The 21,384-nt window shown below is 69.6% G+C and carries 2 protein-coding genes; both read right to left on the bottom strand.

Going from position 1 to position 21,384, the window contains the following annotated elements; translation table 11 throughout:
* Positions 1–7,469: non-ribosomal peptide synthetase (locus K8556_RS37875; protein WP_223745011.1), on the bottom strand; the 7,469-nt coding region annotated here is incomplete at its 3' end.
* 352 nt (positions 7,470–7,821) lie between these two features.
* Positions 7,822–21,384 (bottom strand): non-ribosomal peptide synthase/polyketide synthase (locus K8556_RS37870; protein WP_370640033.1); only part of this gene is annotated, 13,563 nt, incomplete at its 5' end.

Genomic DNA, 21,384 nt, shown 5'->3' with positions numbered 1-21,384 from the left:
AACATCGCCTGGAAGAGGGCGCTGCGGCTCAGGTCGCGCACGGGCTGGAGGGTCTCCACCAGCTTCTCGAACGGCACGTGTTGGTGCTCGTAGGCCGCGAGCGTCGTACCGCGCACCTGCGCCAGTAGCTGGCGGAAGGTCGCCTGCGGCTGGACGTGGGCACGCAACACCAGCGTGTTGACGAAGAATCCGATGAGGCCCTCGGTCTCCGCCTGCGTGCGACCCGCGATGGGGGTTCCGACGCTGATGTCGTCCTGACCGGAGTAGCGCGAAAGGAGCAGTTGCCAGGCCGAGAGCAGCAGCATGAAGGGCGTGGCGCCTTCCCGCTGGGCCAGGGCTTTGAGGGCCTCGGAGAGCTGCGCGGGGACGCGCATGTCCACTGCGGCGCCTCGATGTGACTGCACGGGCGGACGCGGACGGTCGGTGGGCAGGTCGAGCGCGGCGGGAGCTCCCGTGAGCTTCTCCTTCCAGTAGGCGAGCTGGGTCTCCAGCGTTTCGCCCTGGAGCCATGAGCGCTGCCAGACGGAGAAGTCCGCGTACTGCACGGGCAGCGGCGCGAGGGTGGGCAGTTGATCCGTATGGAACGCCGCGTAGAGCGCGGTGAGTTCACGGACGAGGACGCTCATGGACCAGCCGTCGGAGACGATGTGGTGCATCGTCACCAGCAGCAGGTGCTCCGCGTCACCCAAGCGCACCAGCGACGTGCGCAGGAGCGGCCCCGCCTCCAGGTCGAAGGGACGCCGGGCCTCCAGGTTCGCGAGGCGGCGTGCCTCTCCCTCCCGCTGGGCCTCGGGCACCGAGGACACGTCGAGCAGGGCCAGTGTCCAAGTCCCGGGCGAGTGGATGCGCTGCGCGGGCTGGCCCTGGTGCTGGAAGAAGGTGGTGCGCAGCGTCTCATGACGAGCGACCAGCGTCTCGAAGGCACGGCGCAGGGACTCGACGTCCACGTGGCCCTTCAAGCGAAGGGCGGCGGGAATGTTGTACGCGGCGCTGCCCGGTTGGAGCTGATCCAACAGCCACAGCCGCTGCTGCGCGAAGGACAGGGGCGGCGGGCCCTCGTGGGTGGCGACTGGAAGCGGCGGGAGTCGTGAGCCAGCGGTGACGGTGCGCAGACGCTCGGCGAGGGCGGCGACGGTGGGGGCCTCGAAGAGGGCACGGAGGGGCAGCTCCGTGCCGAAGACGGCACGGACGCGGGAGACGAGCTGTGTGGCCAGCAGCGAGTGGCCTCCGAGCGAGAAGAAGTCGTCGTGGACGCCCACGCGCTCCACGCGCAGGACCTGGGCGAAGACGTCCGCGAGCTTCTCTTCGGTGGCGTCGCGAGGCGCGATGAAGTCCGCGAGAGGCGAGGCCTCCGGGACGGGGAGGGCCTTGCGGTCCACCTTGCCGTTGGGGCTGAGGGGAAGGGCCTCCAAGACAACGAAGGTGGCGGGCACCATGTACTCGGGCAGCCGCTCCTTGAGGAACGTGCGCACCGCCGAGGTGTCCAACTGCTGGCCTGAAATGGGCACGACGTAGGCAACGAGGCGCTTGTCGCCGGGGACATCCTCACGGGCGAGGACGGCCGCTTCATGCACGGAAGCGTGGGCGAGGAGGGAGGCCTCGATTTCGCCCAACTCAATGCGGAAGCCGCGCACCTTCACCTGGAAGTCGAGCCGCTGGAGGTAGTCCAGTTGGCCGTCGGGGCGCCAGCGCACGACGTCGCCGGTGCGGTAGAGGCGGGCACCCGGGGTGGAGGAGAAGGGGTGGGGGATGAAGCGCTCGGCACTGAGGGCGGGCTGGCCCAGGTAGCCCCAGGCGAGGCCCTCACTGGCGAGGAAGAGCTCTCCCGCGACACCCACGGGCACTGGCTGGAGACTCCTGTCGAGGACGTAGGTGCGGGTGTTGGCGATGGGGCGGCCGATGGGAGGCCGCGTGCCGTCGTCTCGGGTGACGGGGGTGAAGGTAGCGACGACGGTGCTCTCGGTGGGCCCGTAGTGGTTGAAGAGGGTGGCGGGGACGGAAGGCGGCGGGCCGTGGTGCAGGGCATCTCCCCCCGTCAGCAGGGCGCGCAGGGCCATGGGGTGGGGCCACTCCTCGCGGAGGACGGCCTCGGCCAGAGGGGTGGGCATGAAGCAGGTGGTGATGGCCTCGCGGGCCAGCCACTGAAGCAACTGGGAGGGCTCCGCACGCACGGCTTCCGGAGGGATGACGAGGCTGGCGCCGGAAGCCAACGAGGGCCACACCTCCCAGGTGGACGCGTCGAAGGCGACGCCGGCGGTGAGGGCGGTGGAGTCCTGGGGCGACAGCGAATAGGTGCGCTGGTGCCAGGAGACGAGGTTCATCAACGCGCGATGGTGGACGGCGACGCCCTTGGGGCGGCCGGTACTGCCGGACGTATAGATGACGTAGGCCAAATCCTCCGGGCCCACGGGCGTCACCGGCAGCGGCTGCTGAGCCGCAACAGGCTCCGCTTCAAGCGCGAGGACGCGAGCGGAGAGGGCGGGCAGCGAGTCGCGCAGGTGCTGCTGGGTGAGGAGGACGGAGGCGCCGCAGTCCTCCAGCATGAATGCAAGGCGCTCCGGAGGGACACCCGGAGAGACGGGGACATAGGCCGCGCCCACCTTGAGGGCGGCCAGGAGGCCCGCCACCAACTCCGCGGAGCGCTCCGCGAGGACGGCGACGCGACTGCCACGGGAGACACCGGCCGCATGCAGTTGGACGGCGAGTCCGTGCGCCCAGGCATCGAGGCCCGCGTAGCTGACGCTCCTGTCCCCCATGCGCACAGCAACCGCGTCAGGCGAGCGGCGAGCGTGCCCAGCGACGACGTGGTGGATGCAGGTGTCGCGAGGGAAGGCGACGTCCGTCTCATTCCACTCGACGAGGAGCTGCTGCCGCTCCTCGGCCGTCATGACTTCCAGCGAGGACACGCGAGCGTCCGGCTGGGAGGCGAGGGAGGAGAGGAGGACGCCGAAGTGGCGCATGAGGCGCTGGACGGAGGAGGCGTCGAAGAGGTCGGAGCTGTACTCGAGGAAGCCGGTGAGGCCCTGGGGCACCTCGAAGAGGGTGAGGGCCAAATCGAAGCGGGAGGAGTTGCCCTCCAGGGGAATGGGCTGGAAGGCCATGCCCGGAACGCGAAGTGCCTCGGCGGGTGCGTTCTGCAGGACGAGCATCACCTGGAAGAGGGGGCTGCGGCTCAAGTCACGGGAGGGTTGGAGGACCTCCACCAGCTTCTCGAAGGGGACGTGCTGGTGCTCGTAGGCGGCGAGGGTGGTGGCCTTCACCTGGGAGAGAAGCTGGCGGAAGGACTCCTCCGGGCGCACGTGGGTGCGCAACACCAGCGTGTTGACGAAGAAGCCGATGAGGCTCTCGGCTTCGGCGTGGGTGCGGCCCGCGATGGGGGAGCCGACGGAGATGTCGTCCTGGCCGGAGTAGCGCGACAGCAGCAGTTGGAAGGCGGCGAGCAGCAGCATGAAGGGGGTTGCGCCTTCACGCTGGGCGAGGCTGCGCAGCGAGTCCGTCAGGTGCGAGGGGAAGTGCACGGGCAGCGTGGCGCCGCGACGGGACTGCACGGCCGGACGCGGACGGTCGGTGGGCAGCTCCAGCGCGGCGGGGGCACCGGCCAACTGGCGCTTCCAGTATCCGAGCTGTGACTCCAGCGTCTCCCCCTGAAGCCACTGACGCTGCCAGAGGGCGAAGTCGGCGTACCGCACGGGCAGCGGAGGAAGAGAAGGCGCCCGGCCACCACTGAAGGACTCATAGAGGCTCGCCAGTTCACGGATGAGGACGCCCATGGACCAGCCGTCGGAGACGATGTGGTGCATCGTCGCGAGGAGGACGTGAGAGTCCTCCGAGAGCTTGAGGAGGGCCGTGCGAAGCAGGGGCCCGTGGACGAGGTGGAAGGGCTGCCGGGCCTCACGGGTGGCAAGTCGCAACACCTCCGCCTCGCGCGCCGACTCCTGCAGGGAAGAGAGGTCTTCGACCGGGAGCGCCCAAGTGGCCGGGGCATGGATGCGCTGGAAGGGCTGGCCCTCCTCTTCGAAGAAGGTGGTGCGCAGCGCTTCATGGCGTGCCACGAGCGCTTCGAAGGCACTGCGAAGCGCCTCCACGTCCAGTCGGCCCAGAAGGCGCAGCGCGACGGGCAGATTGTAGGACGCGTCATCCGGGGTCAGTTGGTCGAGGAACCAGAGCCGCTGCTGCGCGAAGGAGAGAGGCAGGGGGCCTTCGGTGCGCGTGCGCGTCAGGGAGGGCAGGCGCGTGCCGGTCGCGGCGCGCTGGAGGCGTTCACCCAGGGCCGCGATGGTGGGGGCCTCGAAGAGGGCGCGGAGGGGCAACTCCACGTCGAGCGCGGCGCGCACGCGGGCCACCAACTGCGTGGCGAGCAACGAGTGGCCCCCCAGTTCGAAGAAGTTGTCCGTGCGGCCCACGGTGGGGACGCGCAGCACTTCGCTCCAGAGTGCCGCGAGCTTCTCCTCCAGCGGCGTGGCCGGCGCCTCGTAAGCATGTGAGGCCCGGAGCACGCTGGTGTCCGGAGCCGGGAGGGCCTTGCGGTCCACCTTGCCATTGGACGTCAGCGGCAGTGCCTCCAGAGGGACGAAGGCGGCGGGCACCATGTACTCAGGCAGGTGCTGCTTGAGGTGCGCGCGGAGGGCGGAGACGTCGAGCGATTCACCCACGACGTAGGCCACCAGCCGCTTGTCACCCGGAGCGTCCTCGCGGGCGAGCACGACGGCGTCCTTCACGGCAGGGGCAGCGCGCAGGGCATTCTCGACTTCACCCAGCTCGATGCGGAAGCCACGCACCTTCACCTGGGCGTCGATGCGGCCAACGAAGTCCAGTTGGCCATCCGCGCGCCAGCGCACCACGTCACCCGTGCGGTAGAGGCGAGCCCCTTCCTCACCGGAGAATGCGTCCGGCACGAAGCGCTCTGCAGTGAGGCCCGGCCGTCCCGCGTAGCCACGTGCCACGCCCACGCCGCCGATGTGCAACTCACCGCGCACGCCCACGGGCACAGGCTGCCCGTACGTGTCCAGCACGTAGACGCGCACGTTCGCCAGGGGCTTGCCGATGGAGGGCACACTTCCATCCGCCACCACCTCACCGAAAGTGGCGATGACGGTGGCTTCAGTGGGGCCATAGGTGTTGAGCAGGCGCCGTCCCGGAGCCCAACGCGCGACGACGTCCGCGGGCAGGGCTTCGCCGCCGGAGATGACGGTGCGCACCTCTGGCAGGGCCTCGGAGGACGTGGCCGCCAGCGCCGCGGGAGTGAGGCTGACGACACTCAGCTCCTGCTCACGCAGCAGCAGGGGCAGCGGGGCGCCCGGCATCAGCTTCTCCAGCGGCGCGAGCACCAGCGTGGCGCCGTTGCAGAGCGTGGTGAAAATCTCCTCCACGGAGAGGTCGAAGCTGAGGCTGGCGAACTGCAACACGCGGCTGCCGGGGCCGATGCCGTACGCCACCGCTTCGTGGGTAACGAGGTTGGCGACGCTGCGGTGCTCCACTGCCGTGCCCTTGGGCGTCCCCGTGCTGCCCGAGGTGTAGAGCAGGTACGCCATGTTCGCGGGCGTCACGCCCGTCGCGGGCGCATCCGTCGGCTCGGCGGAGAGCGCCTCGCGCTCCGTATCCAGGCAGAGCGCGCGGGCATGCAGCGCTTCGGGGAGGCGGTCCACCAGTGGCTGCTGGGTGACGAGCACCTGGGCCGCGCTGTCCTCCAGCATGAAGGCCAGGCGCTCCCGGGGCAGGAGCGGATCCACAGGCACCCAGGCGCCACCGGCCTTCAGAATGCCAAGCAACCCGACGACGACGTCGAGGGAGCGTTCAACGCTGAGCGCGACACGAACCTCCGGGCCCACGCCCCGACGGCGCAAGGCATGGGCGAGCTGATTGGCGCGCGCGTCCAGTTGCGCGTACGTCAGATGCGTCCCCTCGAAGACCGCGGCCACCGTGTCCGGAGCACGGCGTACCTGTGCCTCGAAGAGTGAGTGCATGCACGCTTCGGGGAAGGGCGCCCGCGTGGCATTCCACTCCACCAGCATCCGCTGTCGCTCCTCTCCCGCGAGCAACTGCAGCGACGACACACGCTGGTCCGGCTGAGCGACCGCCTGCTGAAGGAGGACGTGCAGGTGCTCCGCCATGCGTGCGGCGGTGGAGGGGGTGAAGATGTCCGTGGTGTACTCGAGGTAGCCCTTGAGGCCCGCTTCCGTCTCCAGCACCTGGAGGGTGAGGTCGAACTTGGCGGAGAAGGTGTCGAGCTCCAGGGCCTCCAACTTGACGCCCTCGACGGAGGCGGCGGTGCGGAAGGAGGCCTGGTAGGTGAGCATCACCTGGAAGAAGGGAGTGCGGCCCGGGATGCGCTCAGGCTTCAACTCCTCCACGAGGCGCTCGATGGGGAGTTCCTGGTGCTCCTGGGCTCCGAGCACCGTCTCGCGCACCTGACGCAGCAGCGTGCGGAAGGAGTCGCTCCCCGTCACGCGGGTGCGAAGCACCTGGGCGTTGACGAAGAGGCCGATGAGGCCCTCCACCTCGCCGCGCGTGCGGCCGGCCATGGGGGAGCCGACGGTGACGTCCTCCTGGCCGGAGTAGCGAGCCATCAGCATCTGCCAGCCCGCCAGCAGCGCCATGTAGAGGGAGGCACCCTCCTGTTGGGCCAGGGCCTTCAGCGCGTCCGTCAATTCGCGGGGCAGCAGCACGTCATGCCGCGCGCCCCGGCCATCGCGCTCCGAGGGGCGGGGGAAGTCCGTGGGCAACTCCAGCGCGGAGGGCACTCCGGCCAACTGCCGCTTCCAGTAGTCGAGCTGCTTCTCCAGCCGAGGGCCCTGCAGCCACTCGCGCTGCCAGACGCCGAAGTCCGCGTACTGAATGCCCAGCGGGGGCAGGGGCACCGCCTGGCCTCGCGCGAAGGCGCCGTAGAGGAGCGCCACCTCGCGCACCAGCAGCGTCATGGACCAGCCGTCGGAGACGATGTGGTGCACCACCACGACGAGCAGATGCTCTCCCGGCGCCGACGTCAGCAGCAGCGCACGCAGCAGCGGGCCCTTCGCGAGGTCGAAGGGTTGGGCCGCGGCTTCACGCGCCAGCCGCCAGGCTTTGTCCGGCGGCGAGCCCTGGAGGTCGAGGTGTTCCAGGGTGAGCACCGGCTCCGCGGACACCACCTGCACGGGGCCGGAGACGTCCTCGCGGAAGGTGGTGCGGAGCACCTCATGCCGGCGCACCACTTCGCGCAACGCGCGCTCCAGCACGGCTACGTCGAGCGCACCCTCAAGGCGCACCGCCATGGGCACGTTGAAGAGGGAGGTGCCGGGCTGCAGTTGATCAATGAACCAGAGTCGCTGCTGCGCGAAGGAGAGAGGCAGCGGACGCGAGCGGTCCTGTACCGGGATGAGGCCTTGGACGGAGTTGCCGGCGGTGGCCTTCTGCGCGGCCATCTTCTTGAGCAACTCGGCGCGCTTTTCCGGTGAGAGGTTGGCGATCCGCTTCGACAGATCCTGGCTCATCTCGTGTACTCCGCACTGGGGGATGCCATGGCGCACGAGCACCACCCGGGACGGTGGCACTCGTGATTTCTCAGACTGCAGTTGATGCTGGATTGCCGTCCTGAGCCGCTCTCACGGGGGAAGCGCGGCGGTGGGCAAATTCGCAGTGGTTACATTATTCGGTAACGACATGGCGTGTCATGAGGACGACTCGGCGCTCCTCGGGCACAACCCGGGGGATGAATAAATCCCCGTGTTTACAGCCCTCACCATAGGAGGGAGCTCTGACGTCAGCGCGCGACTCGACCGCAAAAGCCGGATCTCAGGTGACGAGCCCCCGCGCCTGAACAGGCCGGCGCGGGGCGGCCGGGGTTCAACCTCCCGAGGTCGTGCGCGGCTCGCCGCCCGCCGCACGGGCGAGGATCAGACGCAGTCGCTCCACGATGGGCCCGAGGTGCGGGTCCTGTAGCAGCTCATGGTGGCTGCCTGGGACGACGTGCACTTCCAGGCCGCCACGGACGAGGGACTCCCACCCGCGATGAACCGGGAGCGCGTCCGCGGCCTCGCTGGCGCTCAGCAGCAGGGCGGTGCCGTCGTACGGCTGGGGCTCGTACTTCTCCTGTGCGAAGAGGTTGGCCTGGAAGACGCGGAAGAGGGCGCGAAGCTGGGTGGCCCCGGAGTGCGCGTCGAGGATGCGCGCTCGGACTCCTTCCTGGAGCAGGTGGTCCAGCATCGCGGCGTCGTCGCCTTGTGCCAGCGCTTCGGCCGACATGGAGAGCTCCTGGCCGAAGGCGGTGGCCGTGGTCTGGGCGAAGGCGATCCGCACTCGGGCTTCGGATGAGAAGTGGGGCGCTGTCTCGGAAGGCGGCGTGATGCCGGGCACGTGGGCGTCGATGAGCGCGAGCAGTTCCACGGCTTCGCCAGCCTCGCGCAGCCTGCGGGCCATCTCGTAGGCAATGACGCCACCGAGGGACCAGCCTCCCAACTGGTAGGGGCCCCGCGGCTGCACGGTGCGGATGGCTTCGAGGTAGAGGGCGGCCATCTCCTCGATGGAGTCGACGACGGGGCGCCCGTCGAGACCGCGTGACTGGAGGCCAAAGACGGGCAGTGACGGGCCGAGTCTGCGCGCCAGCTCCGAGTAGGCCAGGACGTTGCCGCCACCAGGGTGGACGAGGAAGAGGGGCCGCTGTCCAGGCTCTCCGCGCTCCAGGGGAACAAGGGGCGTCCAGGCCTGTGTGTCGTCGCGCAGCACCTGGGCGAGCTTCTCGACAGTGGGCTGTTGGAAGAGGACGGAGAGAGGGAGGCTGAGGCCGAGACGCTCACGGATGGACGCGATCATGCGAACGGCGAGCAGGGAGTGTCCCCCCAGCTCGAAGAAGCTGGACCGGACGCCGACGGAGCGGACGCCGAGGACGTCCTCCCAGATGCGGGCGAGCTGCATCTCGAGCGCATCGCGGGGCGCGACGAAATCCCGGGCCTCGACGGCGTGAGCGTCGGGCTCCGGCAGGGCCTTGCGGTCGACCTTGCCGTTGGAGTTGAGGGGCAGGGCGTCGAGGACGAGGAGCGCGGAGGGAACCATGTACTCGGGCAGTTGCTGCCGGAGGTGGACCTTGAGCGCCTCGGAGTCGAGTGAGTGGCCGTCGCGAGCAGTGACGTAGGCGACGAGGCGCTTATCCGCGGCCTCACCCTTGGCGACGACGACAGCGTCCTTGAGGCCTGGAGCGCGGCGAAGCGCGGCCTCGATTTCGCCCAGTTCGATGCGGAAGCCACGCACCTTCACCTGGAAGTCGATGCGGCCGAGGTACTCCAGGCGCCCGTCGGGGCGGTAACGGACACGGTCGCCCGTGCGGTACATGCGGCCGCCGGGAGGCCCGTAGGGCTCCGGCACGAAGCGCTCCGCAGTGAGGTCCGGGCGCAGCAGGTAGCCGCGAGCCTGGCCTTCGCCTGCGAGGTACAGCTCGCCCGCGACACCGACGGGCACCGGCTGCAACGAAGCATCCAGCACGTAAGCCCGCGTCGCGGGCAGCGGCCTGCCGATGAGGGGCACCTCGTCACGGCCGACGAGAGAGGCGGTGGAGTAGGTGGTGTCCTCGGAAGGCCCGTAGAGGTTGAAGAGCTTCTCCACGGTGGGCACCGCGTAGACCTGCTTGGCGAGTGTCTCGGGCAGGGCTTCGCCCGCGAGGTTGATGACGCGCACGGAAGGCGGCACCGCGCCCAGGCGCAGCAACTGAGCCATGGCTGAGGGCACCGTGTTGACGAGGGTGACGTGGGAGGCCGTAGGCAGCTCCGCCAAGTGCAGGGCGTTGCGTGCCACCACCACCGCGCCACCGCTGGAGAGCGGAGCGAAGAGCTCGAAGACGGAGAGGTCGAAGTTGAGGCTCGTCGCGGCGAGGGTGCCCTTCAACTCCTCGGGGGTAAAAGTCTCCAGGGCCCAGTGGAGGAAGGAGACGGCGTTGCCGTGGGAGATGGCGACACCCTTAGGGCGACCGGTGCTGCCGGAGGTGTAGATGAGGTAGGCGAGGTGCCCGGCGTGGATGTCCACCGTGGGCGCAGTGGTGGGCTGCTTCGCCAGCTCCACGTCCGTGTCGAGGCACACCGGTGTGGCAGTGGTCTCCGGCAGGGCCTGCAGAAGGTGCGAATGCGCCACGAGGGCAGGCCCCTGAGCGTCTTCCAGCAGCCAGCCCAGGCGCTCACGCGGGTAGCTGGGGTCCAGCGGCACGTAGGCTCCACCGGCCTTGAGGATGCCAAGGGCTCCGATGACGAGGTCCTCGGTACGCTCGACGCACAGGCCGACGCGGACTTCGGGCCCGACACCCAGGCCGCGCAGACGGTGCGCGAGTTGATTGGCCTTCGCGTCCAGCTCCCGGTACGTCAGTTTCCGCTCTGGCGTGATGACGGCCAGGGCATCCGGCGTGCGGCGCACCTGGGCTTCCACCATCGCGGGGATGCTGGGTTCAAGCGCCACCTGCGAGGCGGGCGAGTTCCATTCGACCAGGAGCTGCTGGCGCTCAGCATTCGTGAGCAACGGCAGGTCCCCGAGCCGCGACTCAGGCTTCTTCGCGATGGCCTCCAGCAGCATGCCGAAATGGCCCGCCATGCGCTGGATGGTCACCGCGTCGAACAGGTCCGTCGCGTACTCCAGCGTTCCGACCAGTCCGCCTTGGACCTCTTGCAATGCGAGGGAGAGATCGAACTTTGCGAAGCGAGCCTCCAGCGGCAGGGACTGGAAGGACAGGCCGGGCAGACGCAGCGCCTCGGTGGGTGTGTTCTGCAAGACGAACATGGCTTGGAACAGCGGGCTGCGGCTCAGGTCCCGCGTGGGCTGCACAGCTTCGACGAGCTTCTCGAAGGGCAGGTGCTGGTGCTCGTACGCCGCGAAGGTCGTGCCGCGCACCTGGGTCAGCAGCTCCCGGAACGTGGCGCGTGGTTGGATCTGGGCGCGCAGCACCAGCGTGTTGACGAAGAAGCCGATGAGTCCCTCGGTCTCCGCCTGGGTGCGACCCGCGATGGGCGAGCCCACGCTGATGTCATCCTGTGCGGAGTATCGCGACAGCAGCACTTGGAACGCCGCGAGCAGCACCATGAAGGGCGTTGCGCCCTCGCGTCCCGCGAGACCCTTGAGCGCACGGGCGACGTCCTCCGGGATGCGCACCTCCACCGTGGCGCCCCGGTGGGACTGCACGGGAGGACGCGGCCGGTCCGTGGGCAACTCCAGCGCGGCGGGTGCTCCAGAGAGCTGCTGCTTCCAGTAGTAGAGCTGCGCCTCCAGCGCCTCGCCCTGGAGCCAGTTCCGCTGCCAGACGGCGAAGTCCGCGTACTGCACGGGCAGTGGCGTGAGGCTGGGCTGCTTGCTGTCGTGGAAAGCGGCGTACAGCGAGATGAGCTCACGGACGAGCACACCCATGGACCAGCCGTCGGAGACGATGTGGTGCATCGTCACGAGCAACAGGTGCGAGTCCTCGCGCCGCCGCACCAGCGCACTGCGCAGCAGGGGACCCGTTGCGAGGTGGAAGGGACGCCGGGCCTCCTCATCGGCCAGCTTCCGGGCCTCCTTCTCCCGCTCATCCTCGGGCAACGACGAGAGATCCTTGATTGGCAGCGTCCATGCCGCCGCAGCCTGGATCCGCTGCGTGGGCTGCCCCTGATGCTCGTGGAAGGTGGTGCGCAGCGACTCGTGACGGGCGACGAGCGCTTCGAACGCGCGACGCAGGGCCTCCACGTCCAGGTGCCCCGAGAGCTGAAGCGCAGCCGGAAGGTTGTAGGACGCATCCTCCGGCTGGAGCTGATCCAAGAGCCACAGCCGCTGCTGCGCGAAGGACAGCGGCAGCGGTCCCTCGTGCGCGGTGCGAGTGAGCTTCGGAGCCTGGGGGCTCGCGCTCCCGTGCAGCCTCGTGGCCAGGGCCTCCACCGTGGAGGATTCGAAGAGGGCCCGCAGGGGAAGCTCGATACCCAGGTCCGCGCGCACGCGGGACACCACCTGGGTGGCCAGCAGCGAGTGGCCACCCAGCTCGAAGAAGGAGTCCTTCACGCCCACCTGGGGCAGACGGAGGACTTCCGCCCAGATGGAGGCCAGCTTCGCTTCGACCTCCGTGCGAGGCGCTTCGTAGGTATTGCCGGACTGAGGCGCCTCCGGCTCCGGGAGGGCCTTGCGGTCGACCTTGCCGTTGGAGTTGAGAGGCAGGGCCTCCAGCACCACGAAGGTGGTGGGGACCATGTACTCAGGGAGGCCCTGACGCAGGTGCGTCTTGAGTGCCTCCACTTCCAGTGAGGCATTCGCCTTGGGCGTGACGTAGGCGACGAGGCGCTTGTCGGCGGCCTCACCCTTGGCGACAACGATGGCGTCCTTGAGGCCTGGAGCGCGGCGGAGGGCGGCTTCGATTTCGCCTAGCTCGATGCGGAAGCCGCGCACCTTCACCTGGAAGTCGATGCGGCCGAGGTACTCCAGCCGCCCGTCGAGGCGGTAACGGACACGGTCGCCCGTGCGGTACATGCGGCCACCGGGAGGCCCGTAGGGCTCGGGGACGAAGCGCTCCGCGGTGAGGTCCGGGCGCAGCAAGTAGCCGCGAGCCTGGCCTTCGCCTGCGAGGTACAGCTCGCCTGCGACACCCACAGGCACTGGCTGCAACGAAGCATCCAGCACGTAGGCCCGTGTCGCGGGCAGGGGCCTGCCGATGAGAGGTAGTTCGTCACGGCCGACGAGAGACGCGGTGGAGTAGGTGGTGTCCTCGGACGGGCCGTAGAGGTTGAAGAGCTTCTCGACGGTGGGCACCGCGTACACCTGCCTCGCGAGCGTTTCGGGCAGGGCTTCGCCCGCGAGGTTGATGACGCGCACGGAAGGCGGCACCGCGCCCAGGCGCAGCAGTTGCGCCATGGCGGAGGGCACCGTGTTGACGAGGGTGACATGGGAGGCGGTGGGCAGCTCCGCCAGGTGCAAGGCGTTGCGAGCCACCACCACCGCGCCACCGCTGCTCAACGGAGAGAAGAGCTCGAAGACGGAGAGGTCGAAGTTGAGGCTCGTCGCGGCGAGCGTGCCCTTCAGTTCCTCCGGCGAGAAGGTCTCCAGGGCCCAGTGGAGGAACGCCACAGTATTGCCGTGGGAGATGGCGACGCCCTTGGGACGGCCGGTGCTGCCGGAGGTGTAGATGAGGTAGGCGAGGTGGGCCGGGTGGATGTCCACCGTGGGCGCCGTCGTCGGCTGCTTCACCAGCTCCACGTCCGAGTCGAGGCACACGGGCGTGGCGCTGGTTTCGGGCAGCGCCGAGAGCAGGTGCGAATGCGCCACGAGGGCGGGGCCCTGGGCGTCCTCCAGCAGCCAGCCCAGGCGCTCCCGCGGGTAGCTGGGGTCCAGCGGCACGTAGGCGCCACCGGCCTTGAGGATGCCGAGGGCACCGATGACAAGGTCCTCGGTGCGCTCGACGCACAGGCCGACACGGACTTCGGGCCCGACACCCAGGCCGCGCAGACGGTGCGCGAGTTGGTTCGCCTTCGCGTCCAGCTCCCGGTACGTCAGCCGCCGCTCGGGCGTGATGACCGCCAGGGCCTCCGGCGTGCGACGCACCTGGGCTTCCACCATCGCGGGGATGCTGGGTTCGCTCGCCACCTGCGAGGCGGGTGGGTTCCATTCGACGAGGAGCTGCTGGCGCTCAGCATTCGTGAGCAACGGCAGGTCCCCGAGCCGCGACTCAGTCTTCGTCGCGATGGCCTCCAGCAGCACGCCGAAATGGCCCGCCATGCGTTGGATGGTCGCCGCGTCGAACAGGTCCGTCGCGTACTCCAGCGTACCCATCATGCCCGTGGGGGCCTCTCTCAGCCCCAGGGAGAGATCGAACTTCGCGAAGCGCGTTTCCAACGGCAGCGTCCGCATGGACAGGCCCGGCAGGCGCAGCTCTCCACCTGGCATGTTCTGCAGGACGAACATCGCCTGGAACAGCGGATTGCGGCTCAAGTCACGCGTGGGCTGCACGGCCTCCACGAGCTTCTCGAAGGGCAGGTGCTGGTGCTCGTACGCCGCGAGCGTCGTGGCCCGCACCTGGACCAGCAACTCGCGGAACGTCGCTCGCGGATCCACCCGGGCCCGCAGGACGAGCGTGTTGACGAAGAAGCCGATGAGGCCTTCGGTCTCCGCCTGGGTGCGACCGGCGATGGGCGAACCCACGCTGACGTCATCCTGTGCGGCATAGCGCGACAGCAGCACCTGGAACGCCGCGAGGAACACCATGAAGGGCGTGGCGCCCTCCCTCTGGGCCAGGGCCTTCAGGGCCTCCACGAGGTGGCCGGGAATCCGCACGTCCACCGTGGCGCCCCGGTGGGACTGCACCGGCGGACGCGGCCGGTCCGTGGGCAGCTCCAGCGCCGCCGGAGCACCGGCCAACCGCTGCTTCCAGAAGTCCAGTTGTGCCTCCAGGACCTCGCCCTGGAGCCAGCTCCGCTGCCACGTCGCGAAGTCCGAGTACTGCACCGGCAAGGGCGCGAGCGTTGGCGTGCTCCCCGTGCTCAAGGCCTCGTAGAAAGCCGCCATCTCGCGCACGAGGACGCCCATGGACCAGCCGTCGGAGACGATGTGGTGCATCGTCACCAGCAGCAGGTGCTCCTCCGTTTCCAGGCGCACCAGCAGCCCGCGCAGCAGCGGTCCCGTGGCGAGCTGGAACGGACGGCGGGCCTCCTCGGCCACGATGCGCTGGGCCTCTTCCTCGCGCTGCTCCTGGGGCAGCGCGCTCAGGTCCACGACGGGCAGCTCCCACGCCGACGCGGCCTGGATCCGCTGCGACGGCGCCTCGTGTGACGCGGCGAGCGTGGTGCGCAGGGACTCGTGGCGGGCGATCAGCGCCTCGAAAGCGCCTCGCAGCGCGTCCACGTCCACCCGGCCCGTCAGCCGCAGGGCGGTGGGGATGTTGTACGACGCATCACCGGGCTGGAGCTGATCCAACAGCCACAGCCGCTGCTGCGCGAAGGAGAGCGGAATGTCCCCTTCGCGGGCCGCGGGCCGCAGCGGCGGAGCACGAAGCGCGGAGGACGGAGCCTTCTCGAGCATCGGCGCGAGCGCCTCGACGGTGGGCGCTCCGAACAGGGCCCGCAGCGGCAGCTCGACGCCGAACGCGGCGCGCACGCGCGACACGAGCTGGGTGGCCAGCAGGGAGTGCCCGCCCAGCGCGAAGAAGTCGTCCTGGATGCCCACCCGCTCCACGCGGAGCACTTCCGCGAAGAGGGTCGCGAGCCGGGTCTCGGTGGACGAGCGCGGCGCGACGTAGGAGGCCGCGCGCGGTGCGTCCCCCGGCTCCGGCAGGGCCTTGCGGTCCACCTTGCCGTTGGCGTTGAGGGGCAGCGCGTCCAGCACCAGGAGCGAGGCGGGCACCATGTACTCCGGCAGCCGCTGCCGCAGGTGGACCCGCAGCGCTTCCAGGTCCAAAGCTGGGCCTTCATGCGCGGTGAGGTAGCCGATGAGGCGCTTGTCCGCGTCAGCGCCGCGTGCCACGACGACGGCCTCGTTGACGCCGGTGAAGGCGCGCAGGGCGGCTTCGATTTCGCCCAGCTCGATGCGGAAGCCGCGCACCTTCACCTGGAAGTCGACGCGGCCCAGGAAGTCGAGCGTGCCGTCCTCCCGCCAGCGGGCCTTGTCGCCCGTGCGGTAGAGGCGCTCGCCCGGGGTGGAGGCGAAGGGGTGGGGGACGAAGCGCTCCGCGGTCAGGTCCGGGCGGTGGAGGTAGCCCCACGCGAGGCCGGGGCCTCCCACGTACACCTCGCCCGCGACGCCCACGGGCACCGGGTGCAGGTGCGCGTCGAACACATAGGCCGTGGAGTTCGGGATGGGACGGCCGATGGAGACCGGTCCCTCCACGCGCGTGTCGCGGTGCAACGGCAGGGTGGTGGAGAAGGTGGTGTTCTCCGTCGGGCCGTAGGCGTGGAACAGCGTCGCTCCCTCGACGAGGCGGGGGAGGTGGTCGCGCAGGCGTGACCAGGGCATCACGTCTCCGCCCGTGAGGACCTGGCGCACCTCCGCCAGGGCTTCTCCCTGGAGGAGGACCATCTGCTCGAACAGCGCGGTCGTGATGAACAGCGCCGTCACCCGGTGTCGACGCAGTTGTTCGGCCAGCTCCTCCAGGGAGAGCGCGTGGGGCGGCGGGAGGACCAGCTTCGCGCCGTGCAGCAGCGCGCCCCAGATTTCGAGCGTGGACGCGTCGAAGGCCACGGGCGCGTACTGGAGCCAGACCTCCTCGGGCCCGAAGCGCATGAAGGTGCTGCCGAGCACCAGTCGGGTGATGCCCCGGTGCGGCACGCTGACGCCCTTGGGGCGGCCCGTGGAGCCCGAGGTGAACATCACGTAGGCGAGGGACTCGCCCTCCACGAAGGACTCTGGCGCGTGCGTGGGCAGCGCGGACAAGACGTCCTGCTGCGTGTCCAGCCAGACGCGGGTGCCGGAGGCCGGCAGCTTGGAGGCGAAGGGCTGATGCGTGAGCACCACGTCCACGTCCGCGTCCTCCAGCAGCATCGCGATGCGGTCCACGGGCGCATTGCGGTCCACGGGGACGAAGGCCGCGCCCGCCTTGAGGATGGCGAGGAGCGCGGTCACCATCTCGAAGGAGCGCTCGATGGCCAGGCCGACGCGAGCGCCGGGGATGATGCCCAGGGCGCGCAGGTGATGGGCGAGCTGGTTGGCGCGGGCCTCGAGCTGCGCGTACGTCAGCGTCGCATCCCCCTGTACCAGCGCCAGGGCATCGGGCGTGCGGCGGGCCTGCTGGGAGAAGTGGACGTGGACCGGGACGTCCATGGGGCTGGCGACGGCGGTGGCGTTCCAGTCCACGAGGATGCGCTGGCGCTCCTCACCGGAGAGCAGCGGCAGTTCGGACAGGGCCTGTTCGGGCCTGGCGGCCACGGACTCCAGCAGCGTGCGCAGATGGTGGAGCATCCGCTCCACGGTGCTCTGTTCGAAGAGCGCGGTGCTGTACTCCAGCCAGCCCACGAAGCCCTGTGCTGAGTCCTGGAGCGTCAGGGTGAGGTCGAACTTGGCGGAGCGCGTGCCGGACTCCACCTGCTGGAAGGTGAGGCCGGGGACTCGCAGGTCCTCGGAGGGCGCGTTCTGCAGGGCGAACATCACCTGGAAGAGCGGGCTGCGGCTCGGGTCCCGGACGGGCTGGAGGGCTTCGACCAGCTTCTCGAAGGGCAGGTGCTGGTGTTCGTAGGCCGCGAGCGTCGTGCCGCGCACCTGCGCGAGCAGCTCGCGGAAGGTCGCCTTCGGCTCGACATGGGCGCGCAGGACGAGCGTGTTGACGAAGAAGCCGATGAGGCCTTCGGTCTCCGCCTGCGTACGGCCCGCGATGGGCGTGCCCACGCTGACGTCGTCCTGCGCGGCGTAGCGTGACAGGAGGAGCTGGAAACCCGCGAGCAGCACCATGAAGGGCGTGGCCCCTTCGCGCCGGGCCAGCGTCTTGAGGGACTGGGACGTTTCGGGCGGAAGCTGGACGGAGATGGCCGCGCCCGCGTGGGATTGAATGGACGGACGGGGATGATCCGTCAGCAGCTCCAGCGCGGCGGGCGCCCCCGCGAGCTTCTGCTTCCAGTAACCCAGTTGCGCGTCGAGCGTTTCTCCCTGGAGCCACTGGCGCTGCCACGCCGCGAAGTCCGCGTACTGCAGCGGCAGCGGCGCGAGCGCCGGCGAGGTGCCCTGGGTGAAGGCCGCGTAGAGCGTCACGAGTTCGCGCACGAGGACGCCAATGGACCAGCCGTCGGAGACGATGTGGTGCATCGTCACCAGCAGCAGGTGCTCCTCTTCCCAGAGCCGCACGAGCGACGTGCGCAGCAGCGGTCCGCGCTCCAGGTGGAACGGCTGCCGGGCGTCCTCGGCGACCCGGCGCTGGGCCTCGGACTCGCGCTGCGCTTCCGGCAGGTTGGAGACGTCGATGAGCGGCAGGGTCCATGCCGCGGGCGCGTGGATCCGCTGGGTGGCCTGGCCCTGATCTTCCAGGAAGGTGGTGCGCAGGGATTCGTGGCGGGCGACCAGTGCTTCGAAGGCGCGGCGCAGGGACTCCACGTCCACCCGGCCCGTCAGACGCAGCGCCGTGGGGATGTTGTAGGACGCATCGCCCGGGGAGAGCTGATCCAGGAACCAGAGCCGCTGCTGCGCGAACGAGAGCGGCAGGGCACGTTCAGTCGAGGAGGGCCGCAGGGTCGGCAGACGCTGCTCGGAGCGCTGGGCGCTGTCGAGCTTCGTCGCGAGCGCCTCCACGGTGGGGGCTTCAAAGAGGGCGCGCAGCGGCAGCTCCAGCGCGAACGTCGCCCGCACGCGCGAGACGAGCTGGGTGGCCAGCAGGGAGTGGCCGCCGAGGGCGAAGAAGTCGTCCCGGATGCCCACGCGCTCCACGCGGAGTACCTCCGAGAAGAGGGCGGAGAGCTGCGCCTCGGTGTCGGTCCGAGGGGCGATGAAGTCGGATGAACGCGCGAGGTTCCCCGGTTCGGGGAGGGCCTTGCGGTCGACCTTGCCGTTGGAGTTGAGGGGAAGGACGTCGAGGACGAGGAGCGCGGAGGGGACCATGTACTCGGGCAGTCGCTGCCGGAGGTGGACCTTGAGCGCCTCGGAGTCGAGTGAGTGGCCGTCGCGAGCGGTGACGTAGGCGACGAGGCGCTTGTCCGCGGCTTCGCCCTTGGCGACGACGACGGCGTCCTTGAGGCCCGGGGCACGGCGGAGGGCGGCTTCGATTTCGCCCAGTTCGATGCGGAAGCCGCGCACCTTCACCTGGAAGTCGATGCGGCCGAGGTACTCCAGGCGCCCGTCGAGGCGGTACCGGACACGGTCGCCCGTGCGGTACATGCGGCCACCAGGAGGACCGTAGGGCTCCGGGACGAAACGCTCCGCGGTGAGTTCCGGGCGCAGCAGGTAGCCGCGAGCCTGGCCTTCGCCCGCGAGGTACAGCTCGCCTGCGACGCCCACGGGCACTGGCTGCAACGAAGCATCCAGGACGTAAGCGCGCGTCGCGGGCAGCGGGCGGCCGATGAGCGGCACTTCGTCACGGCCGACGAGAGAGGCGGTGGAGTAGGTGGTGTCCTCGGAAGGCCCGTAGAGATTGAAGAGCTTCTCAACCGTGGGCACCGCGTAGACCTGCCTGGCGAGCGTCTCCGGGAGGGCTTCGCCCGCGAGGTTGATGACGCGCACGGAAGGCGGCACCGCACCCAGGCGCAGCAGTTGCGCCATGGCGGAAGGCACGGTGTTGACGAGGGTGACGTGGAAGGCCGTAGGCAGCTCCGCCAGGTGCAAGGCGTTGCGTGCCACCACCACCGCGCCACCGCTGCTCAACGGTGCGAAGAGTTCGAAGACGGAGAGGTCGAAGTTGAGGCTCGTCGCGGCGAGGGTGCCCTTCAGTTCCTCCGGCGAGAAGGTCTCCAGGGCCCAGTGGAGGAACGCCACAGCATTGCCGTGGGAGATGGCGACGCCCTTGGGACGGCCGGTGCTGCCCGAGGTGTAGATGAGGTAGGCGAGGTGGCCCGGGTGGATGTCCACCGTGGGCGCCGTCGTCGGTTGCTTCGCCAGCTCCATGTCCGAGTCGAGGCACACCGGCGTGGCGGTGGTTTCGGGCAGGGCCTGCAGAAGGTGCGAATGCGCCACGAGCGCAGGCCCTTGCGCGTCCTCCAGCAGCCAGCCCAGGCGCTCCCGTGGATAGCTGGGGTCCAGAGGCACGTAGGCGCCACCGGCCTTGAGGATTCCGAGAGCTCCGATGACGAGGTCCTCGGTGCGCTCGACGCACAGGCCGACGCGGACTTCGGGCCCGACGCCCAGCCCGCGCAGACGGTGCGCGAGTTGGTTGGCCTTCGCGTCCAGCTCCCGGTACGTCAGCCGCCGCTCGGGCGTGATGATAGCCAGGGCCTCCGGCGTGCGACGCACCTGGGCTTCCACCATCGCGGGGATACTGGGTTCACGCTCCACTTGCGTAGCAGGCGGGTTCCAGTCCACGAGAAGCTGCTGGCGCTCGGCACCCGTGAGCAGCGGCAGCTCCCCGAGCCGCGACTCAGGCTTCTTCGCGATGGCCTCCAGCAACACGCCGAAATGCCCCGCCATGCGCTGGATGGTCGCCGCGTCGAACAGGTCCGTCGCGTACTCCAGCGTTCCGACCAGTCCCTCCGGAACCTCCTGCAAGGAGAGCGTGAGATCGAACTTCGCGAAGTGTGCCTCCAGGGGCAGTGGCCGCAGGGAGAGGCCCGGGAGCTGGAGCGCCTCGGTGGGGGTGTTCTGCAGGGCGAACATCACCTGGAAGAGCGGGCTGCGGCTCGTGTCCCGAACGGGCTGGAGGGCTTCCACCAGCTTCTCGAACGGCACGTGCTGGTGTTCGTAGGCCGTGAGGGTCGTGCCGCGCACCTGCGCGAGCAGCTCGCGGAAGGTCGCCTTCGGCTCCACGTGGGCGCGCAGGACGAGCGTGTTGACGAAGAAGCCGATGAGGCCCTCGGTCTCCGCCTGGGTGCGGCCCGCGATGGGCGTGCCCACGCTGACGTCGTCCTGCGCGGCGTAGCGTGACAGGAGCACCTGGAAGGCGGACAGCAGCACCATGAAGGCTGTGGCGCCCTCGCGTCCCGCCAAGACCTTGAGTCGGTGGGCGATCTCCGAAGGGATGCGCACGTCCACCTTGGCGCCCCGGTGTGACTGCACGGGCGGGCGAGGCCGATCCGTGGGCAGCTCCAGCGCGGCCGGTGCCCCCTGGAGCTGCTGCTTCCAGTAACCGAGATGCGTCTCCAATGTCTCGCCCTGGAGCCACTGGCGCTGCCAGGTCGAGAAGTCCGCGTACTGCATGGGCAGTGGCGGGAGCGATGGGCTTTGGCCCGCATGGAAGGCTTCGTAGAAGGCCACCAGCTCACGGACGAGGACGCCCATGGACCAGCCGTCGGAGACGATGTGATGCATCGTCACCAGCAACAGATGATCGTCCGCGCCCACGCGAACCAGGGCGGTGCGCAGGAGCGGCCCTTCTGCCAACTGGAATGGCTGGCGCGCGTCCTCGGTGACGAGGCGTCGCGCTTCGGCTTCGCGCCGCGCCTCCGGTAGGGCGGACACGTCATGCAGCGGCAAGGTCCACGCGCCCGAAGGGTGGATGGACTGGAGGGCGTCACCCTGGTGCTCGCGGAAGGTCGTGCGCAGGGCTTCGTGGCGGGTGACCAGTGCCTCGAAGGCGCGACGCAGGGACTCCACGTCCACGTGGCCCTTCAAGCTCAGCGCACTGGAGATGTTGTACGACGCATCTCCCGGCGTGAGCTGATCCAGGAACCAGAGCCGCTGCTGAGCGAAGGACAGGGGCGCGGTGGTGGCGCGCATCCTGGGAATGATCTGAGGCGGCTGCACCGCGGAGGAGTGAGCGGCGTCGATGCGCAGGGCAAGGCCCGCCACGGTGGGGGCCTCGAACAGCGCACGCACGGGCAGCTCCCGCCGGAAGGTGGCGCGCACTCGGGACATGAGCTGGGT

This window comes from Corallococcus sp. AS-1-12, from assembly GCF_020036995.1.
Lineage (GTDB): Bacteria > Myxococcota > Myxococcia > Myxococcales > Myxococcaceae > Corallococcus.
This window is presented reverse-complemented; position numbering and strand designations above follow the sequence as displayed.